Here is a 7,024-nt window from a genome sequence, read left to right as displayed (position 1 = left end):
TAGTGTCATCATCTTGATGCCGCGGATCACGAGGCCTTCTTTGAGGAAGCGCTCGAGTACTTTGCCTGAAAGGTTCTTTTCGATTGTGTCAGGTTTGAAAAGGATAAGAGTTGTTTCATTTGCCATGTGCGTGGATTAGATGACTGATTCGGTGCTGGCAAGATAATTTACGGGGAGAGTGTTGATTATGAATCGATAAAAGCTTGCTATCTGATGAGTTAGGGGGTACCTAGCGCTGTCCCGATAGGGAGGTCTGGTTAATTCTGACTGGTCCTGAACACACTAATTCAAAATGAGCGATATTACTATCAACCCGAAAGACTACCAGCTTCACGAAGGTGACACAGGTAGTGCCGATTATCAGATTGCACTTCTTACCGTACGTATTCTTGATCTCACGGATCACATGAATGCGAACAGGAAGGACTTCCACAGCCGTCGCGGACTTCTCCGCATGGTTTCTCGTCGTCGTAAGCTTCTTGATTACCTCAAGGCGAACTCAGAAGAGCGTTACCAGAAGGCCCTCAAAGGTCTTGGTCTTCGTCGCTAAGTTACTTTTGAAAGGTCACGGTTCTCCGTGGCCTTTCTCTTTTTAGGTGCCCATAGTCTATGGTGCGCCTGGTCTCGTTAAAATACACTGTCGGTTCCGACTGATGGTGACGCGTTGAGAGCGCGTTAACAGGTTGAAAGAAATGAGGGGGAAGTCCTGGTACGTCATCAGTATCGATTCCTGAGGCCAGCCAAGATGGCTGAAGCCTCAAAGCAAGATTTCCTGCAGCTCGCTGTGGGAGTGACGAAAGAAAAAGAAAATTATGGAAATGAACACACATAAAGTAACGGGCCAGGTCGGCTCGAATCCTATCAGTTTTGAAACTGGTAAAATGGCTAAACTCGCTGACGGCGCAGTAGTCGTAACATCTGGTGAAACAACAGTTCTCGTGACTGCATGTTCTCTTACAAAAATCAAGCCGGGCCAGTCATGGTTCCCGCTTTCCGTTGAGTACAAAGAGCGCGCATTTGCCGCTGGAGTTTTCCCAGGTGGCTACTTCAAGCGTGAGGGCCGTCCAACTGAGAAGGAGATACTCACTTGCCGTATGACTGACCGGCCACTTCGCCCACTTTTCCCGAAAGGTTACCTTTACGAGACTCAGATCGTAGCACTCATGCTTTCTGCAGACGGTGTTAACGATGCTGACATCCTCTCCATGAACGGAGCTTCTGCAGCGCTTACTATTTCTGACATTCCATTCGCTCGCCCAATCGGTGCTGTGCGTGTTGGTCGTGTTGACGGTGAGTTTGTTGTGAACCCAACATTCGATCAGCGTGAAGAGTCTGATCTCGACCTTGTTTATGTTGGCGACAAAGAAAACGTTATCATGATCGAAGGTGGTGCTGACCAGATTCCTGAAGAGGAATTCATCAAGGCGCTTCGTTTCGCGCAGGAGAATGTAGCAGTTCTCGTAGCGGCTCAGGAAGAGCTCAAGGCGCTTGCGGGTAAAGAGACTCGCCCATTCACTGTTTCTGTGGCTGAGCAGGACCTCCTCGACATCGCTTATGAAATCGCTGGTGACCGTATCGAAGGTGCTATCTATGCCGCTTCCAAGGTTGAGCGTGCTCAGAAAGTTGGTGCACTTCGCAACGAAGTAGAAGCGACAATCCTCGAGCGTTTCCCTGAGACAACTGACTTCCAGATCGAACAAGCATTCGAATACCTTCAGAAGAAGGCATTCCGCGTGTCAATCCTTGAAAAGGGTGTGCGTGCAGACGGCCGCAAGCCAGCTGAACTCCGCCCACTTTTCGCTGAAGAAGGTCTCCTTCCTCGCGTTCACGGTTCAGCTCTCTTTGCTCGTGGTGAAACACAGGCACTCGCAGTATCGACACTAGCACCAGCTGACGAGCGTCAGTACTTCGACAACTACGCAGGTGGTGAAGACTCCAAGCGTTTCATTCTTCACTACAGCTTCCCACCATTCTCCGTTGGTGAAGCTGGCCGCTTCGGTGGTCTTAACCGTCGTGAAATCGGTCACGGTAACCTAGCTGAGCGTTCTATCGCACCAGTGATTCCTGATGAAGACGTATTCCCATACGCTATCCGTACAGTTTCTGAAGTTCTTGAGTCTAACGGTTCCTCTTCGATGGCTACAGTTTGTGCAGGTACAATGTCCCTTCTTGGTGCAGGTGTTCCAATTAAGGCTCCAGTTTCAGGAATCTCTGTTGGTCTTGTTACTGACTTCAATGAAGCAGGTGAAATGGTTCGTTACGAGCGCCTCCTCGATATCATCGGTTCTGAAGATTTCTATGGTGACATGGACTTTAAACTTTGTGGAACTCCAGCAGGTGTGACTTCCTACCAGCTTGACCTCAAACTCGACGGTATCCCACTCAGTATCCTGGAAGAAGCTATCTACCAAGCGAAGGACGGACGCGCGCTCGTTCTGGACAAGATGCTCTCAGTGATCAGCGAGACAGCGACAATTTCTGAGAACGCTCCACGTATCGAGTCTGTTAAGATTAATCCAGACAAGATCGGAATGCTTATCGGACCCGGTGGTAAGAATATCAAGGCAATCCAGGCTGAGTCTGGTGCAGACCTAAACATCGAAGATGACGGCACAGTCCACATCTACGCATCCAAGAATGAGTCTCTCGAGCGTGCGAAGGAGATGATCAACCAGATGTTTGCTGAAGTTGAAGTAGGTAAGATCTACGACGGTAAGATCGTTTCTTGCACAAAGTTCGGAGCGTTCGTTGAAGTGCTTCCTGGTAAGGATGGACTGATCCACATCTCTGAGCTTGCTGAAGGTCGTGTAGAGAAGACTGAAGACGTTGTGAAGGTCGGTGACAAAGTGAAAGCTAAATGCATCGGTATCGACGACAAAGGTCGCGTGAAGATGTCTATCCGTGCAGCGGCACGTGAGCTTAAGAAGTCTGATGCTCCTGCCGAGGAAGCAGCAGCCGAAGCTTAATTCGCTAGTCGAATCAAATTCATTACAAAGCCGCTCTTCGGGTACTCGAAGGGCGGCTTTTTTTATAGACTCTCCAGTGGCAGGAAGAGTGTATAGGCTCTGTCGTTGGAGTTATTTTTATGAGGATGAAAATTGCAATCTATTTTAGATCGCCTAGGTTTCACTCTCTGGGGGTGACTCAGTGGAAGTGATGAGAGCTAGAACGTTATTAGAAATCGAGTTTTTTACGAGTGATGCTCAGAAGTCACTGTTGGTTAAAGTTGTGGCATACGTCTTGTCTTTCTTCTTTTTTTCTTGTTGCCAATGTTGATGGGGATGGGCCTTTTTTTTGGGTGTATGATGAACCTTTTGCTGACTTGCTGCGTCGAGTTCTGGCATTGTTCGCGACCGGGATTGGAGCTGTTGTGATGGTTATAGTGCCATTTGCTGTGTTGATGGGATCTCGGGATTAGTGAAAGTGTATGTGTTTATTTTACTGCCGGCTGCGCAAGTTTTTGTCTGTAAAAACTCATTTAGGTTAGGGCTGAAGCTGCTATTTTTTTTGTTGTTTTAGTTGAGAGTGAGATAGGTTTTTCCTGTTTCCCAGTCTTCTGATATTTCCATCAGAACTGCGGTGACTAGGCGCCTCTAATGAGGCTTCGATTGGAAAGAGTCCGACGACTCTAATTCTGCGCTTGATGTAGCTATTGAGCGTCTAGCGCATGTTTGAGCTTCTGAGTCGTTTTCTGAGATTACACCGTTGCTGAGGCTTGGTGGACTTGTCTTGTTTTGCGCTGTTGTATGTAGTGGCGCGGCGATCCGCCACGGTCTCGCTAAACTGTTAAGGCGCACGTTTAAATATTCTAGCGGGAAGCTTCTCAGGGGGGGGGAGTTTGCTGTTGCTTCAGCATGAACTTCAGCAATGTCTCTAGGTGGCGCAACTGGAGTCGACGACGGAAGTTTCAAATTTTGGCATATGCATGCCGGAAAAATGGCACAGCTCATCTAAACTGATGATGCTCAACGGGGAGATTTTGATTACATTTGAGGTGTTAGCTATATCCGACTGCCCCATTCAATCTGCTAAGATAAAAATGATGCACTAAGATCATGTTACTCTTAATGGATGTCCTTAAAGACCTTAAGCAATGGGTGGCCGAATCCTTGTGCTGCAATGAAGTGTGAAATGAAAAATCTGCGACAAGTAATCTTCAAACTGATTTGTATCATTCTGTTCACCGGAGCGCTACAAGCGATCGCTGAGCAAAGACCGAATATACTTTTCATTTTAGCGGATGATGTGGGATATGGTGATCTTCAATGCTATAACCCTAATTCTAAAATCCCTACCCCCAATCTCAATAAATTGGCAAAGGATGGGATGCGTTTCACTGACAGCCACAGTCCATCGACAGTCTGCACGCCGACTCGCTACAGTATTCTGACTGGCCGAATGCAGTTCCGCACTGGAATGAAAGGGGTTTTCACTGGCGCAGGTGGACCTTGTTTGATTGAAAAGGAACGACTGACACTGCCGCAAATGCTGCGAGATAAGGGCTATAACACAGCGTGTATCGGTAAATGGCATATCGGCATGACTTTTTTCAATCAAGCGGGCGAGCGAATCACCGATCAAGGAATTAATGGAGTTCAGCAAATTGACTATTCCCGACCCATTCCAGATGGTCCTATTCACAGGGGGTTTGATGAGTTCTACGGAACAGTGTCCTGCCCGACGACTGATTGGTTGTACGCCTACATTGACGGCGACCGTATTCCGGTTCCTCCCACACAGGTTATCGATCGTAATCAACTGCCCAAGCATGCATACAGTCGTGATTTCCGCCCTGGCATGGTCGCGGATGATTTCCAGCACGAAGAAGTCGACCTAGTGTTTCTGAAAAAGAGTAAGAAGTTCCTCGAGAAGCATGTAAAAACTCAACCAGATAAACCGTTCTTCCTTTATCACTCAATGCAGGCTGTCCACTTGCCTTCATTTCCAGCTGATCAATTTAAAGGCAAGACAACGGCGGGCCCTCATGGCGACTTTATCTTTGAAATGGATTATATCGTCGGCGAGTTATTGGGTACTCTCCAGAGTCTTGGCGTAGCTGATAGCACTCTAGTTATTTTTGCCAGCGACAATGGCCCTGAAGTTCAATCTGTCATTAGTATGCGCAAGGACCACCAGCATGATGGAGCTAGGCCGTGGCGGGGGTTTAAGAGGGATCAGTGGGAGGGGGGACACCGCACGCCATTTATCATAAACTGGCCAGGAAAAGTAAAGCCCGGCAGCACAAGCGATCAGCTACTTAGCCTCACCGATGTGATGCGGACCTGCGCAGAGATAGTCGGGGCTCAGTTGCCAGCTGACGCTGGCGAGGACAGCTATAATATGCTTCCAGTTTGGCTTGGCAAACAAGGTGATCTTCCTGTCCGAAAATATATGCTGCAGCAGACACATTCCTTGGCTTTGTCGATCCGTGATGGCCAATGGAAGTATCTGGATCACAAAGGTTCAGGTGGTAATAATTATAAAGTTCCCGGCTTAGAGAGGTATGCGTTGCATGAGAGCGATCCACAAGCTATAGGACAGCTCTACAACCTAAAGATAGATCCTGGTGAGACGACTAATCTATACAGCAAACAGCCAGACAGAGCTCAGAGAATGAAGGCGCAGCTAGAAGAGTTTAGAGCTAGTGGATACTCTATACAGAATAATTTTTTGAGGAATCAAATCTCCTCTAAGTAATAATGAACGATTAGACAGACATGATATTTATGAATAAGAAACTATTAAATTTGCTACTAACACCTTTAGTGATCGGTGTTGGTTTAGTTGCGAATGTGTCATTGGCCAAGGATGAGAGCTATAAGGCATGGCTCACATACCAGCGAGTTGAGGATAAGAGCTTGTTAGATGAATACCGCTACTATGGCGCTGAACTCTCAGTCACAGGGGAGGGCGCCATGCTTCAGTCTGCAGTGGATGAGCTACAGCGAGGTGTCAAAGGAATGCTGGGTGGGGAACTCAAGAAATCCAATAGCTTTTCAAAAGGTCTTATTCTGGGGACGAGCGAAGCCTTGGCAAAAGAGGGAGTTAAGATTCATCAGGGCGCGTGCAGTAAACTTTCAGATGAAGGGTTTTGTATCACCAGCAACAAGGATCAACTAGTTATTGCTGGTAAGACGGAGCAAGGAGCCCTCTACGGAGTATTTCATCTTCTGCGTTTGATGCAGACTGATCAACAGATATCAGCACTGCAGATTACTCAAAATCCATCAATCAAGCTACGCTTGCTGAACCATTGGGATAACCCAGGAGAGATCCCCGTCGGCAGGTCATCTGTAGAACGTGGCTACGCTGGGGACAGTATTTTTAAGTGGGATAATCTGCAGCAACATGAACAACGCTACGTCGATTATGCCCGTATGCTCGCCTCCACCGGTATCAACGGTAGTGTCATTAACAATGTGAATACTGCTAAGAAGGGCTTGGAAGGGTGGAAGCTGCTCACTCCAGAGTACTTGCCTAAGCTTAGCTACTTGTCAGATATCTTCGGGAGATACGGGATTAAGCTTTATATCTCAGTCAATTTCTTCAGTCCGATGATTGTGGGCGGACTGGATGATGCCAATCCTACAAACCAGGATGTTCAAGAATGGTGGAACGCTAAAGCTACTGAAATCTACAAGGAGATTCCTGATTTTGGCGGCTACCTTGTGAAGGCCGATTCTGAAGGTGAGCCCGGGCCAATGGCGTATGGATTGACCCATGCTGATGGGGCAAATATGCTCGCTCGCTCGCTGAAACCCCATGGTGGTATCGTTATGTGGCGTGCTTTTGTTTACGGCCACAAAAAGTCAAACCCAGACCGGGCTGCCCAGCCATATGATTTGTTCCAGCCACTCGATGGAAAGTTTGATGATAATGCCATCGTTCAGATCAAAAATGGGCCACATGATTTTCAGGTGCGTGAACCAGTGTCTACCTTGTTCTCGGCTATGCCGAAAACCAACCAGATGCTAGAACTTCAGATTACTCAAGAGTACACTGGTCATGAACGGCACGTTTGCTA

General features: G+C 47.6%; 6 protein-coding genes. 4 read left to right on the top strand and 2 right to left on the bottom strand.

The window, feature by feature from the left end:
• Window positions 1-126: nucleoside-diphosphate kinase (locus ABGY95_RS06175; RefSeq protein WP_347440822.1), on the bottom strand; the 126-nt coding region annotated here is incomplete at its 3' end.
• A gap of 166 nt (window positions 127-292) precedes the next feature.
• Here ABGY95_RS06175 and rpsO point away from each other — a divergent pair.
• Entirely contained in the window at window positions 293-550 is a 258-nt protein-coding gene (rpsO, locus tag ABGY95_RS06170) for a 30S ribosomal protein S15 (RefSeq protein WP_347440821.1), read from the top strand.
• 268 nt (window positions 551-818) lie between these two features.
• Window positions 819-2,966 carry a polyribonucleotide nucleotidyltransferase gene (locus ABGY95_RS06165; protein WP_347440820.1) on the top strand — a complete coding sequence of 716 codons (2,148 nt, stop codon included), beginning with the start codon at window positions 819-821 and terminating at the stop codon, window positions 2,964-2,966.
• Window positions 2,967-3,203: 237 nt separating this feature from the next.
• Here ABGY95_RS06165 and ABGY95_RS06160 read toward each other — a convergent pair whose 3' ends face one another.
• Window positions 3,204-3,344, bottom strand: coding sequence for a hypothetical protein (locus ABGY95_RS06160; protein WP_347440819.1), 141 nt, complete (start codon window positions 3,342-3,344; stop codon window positions 3,204-3,206).
• Window positions 3,345-4,131: 787 nt separating this feature from the next.
• Between ABGY95_RS06160 and ABGY95_RS06155 the strand changes: the two genes are divergently transcribed.
• On the top strand, window positions 4,132-5,697 hold the full coding sequence (locus ABGY95_RS06155; protein ID WP_347440818.1) for an arylsulfatase: 1,566 nt from the start codon (window positions 4,132-4,134) through the stop codon (window positions 5,695-5,697).
• 29 nt (window positions 5,698-5,726) lie between these two features.
• Window positions 5,727-7,024: alpha-glucuronidase family glycosyl hydrolase (locus tag ABGY95_RS06150; RefSeq protein WP_347440817.1), on the top strand; the 1,298-nt coding region annotated here is incomplete at its 3' end.

This window comes from Rubritalea sp. (assembly GCF_039830215.1).
GTDB lineage: Bacteria > Verrucomicrobiota > Verrucomicrobiia > Verrucomicrobiales > Akkermansiaceae > Rubritalea.
This window is presented reverse-complemented; position numbering and strand designations above follow the sequence as displayed.

Coding starts and splice junctions, on each gene's coding strand:
- ABGY95_RS06165 (WP_347440820.1), top strand. CDS start 819: ATGAACACACATAAAGTAACGGGCCAGGTCGGCTCGAATCCTATCAGT.
- ABGY95_RS06160 (WP_347440819.1), bottom strand. CDS start 3,344: ATGCCAGAACTCGACGCAGCAAGTCAGCAAAAGGTTCATCATACACCC.
- rpsO (WP_347440821.1), top strand. CDS start 293: ATGAGCGATATTACTATCAACCCGAAAGACTACCAGCTTCACGAAGGT.
- ABGY95_RS06155 (WP_347440818.1), top strand. CDS start 4,132: ATGAAAAATCTGCGACAAGTAATCTTCAAACTGATTTGTATCATTCTG.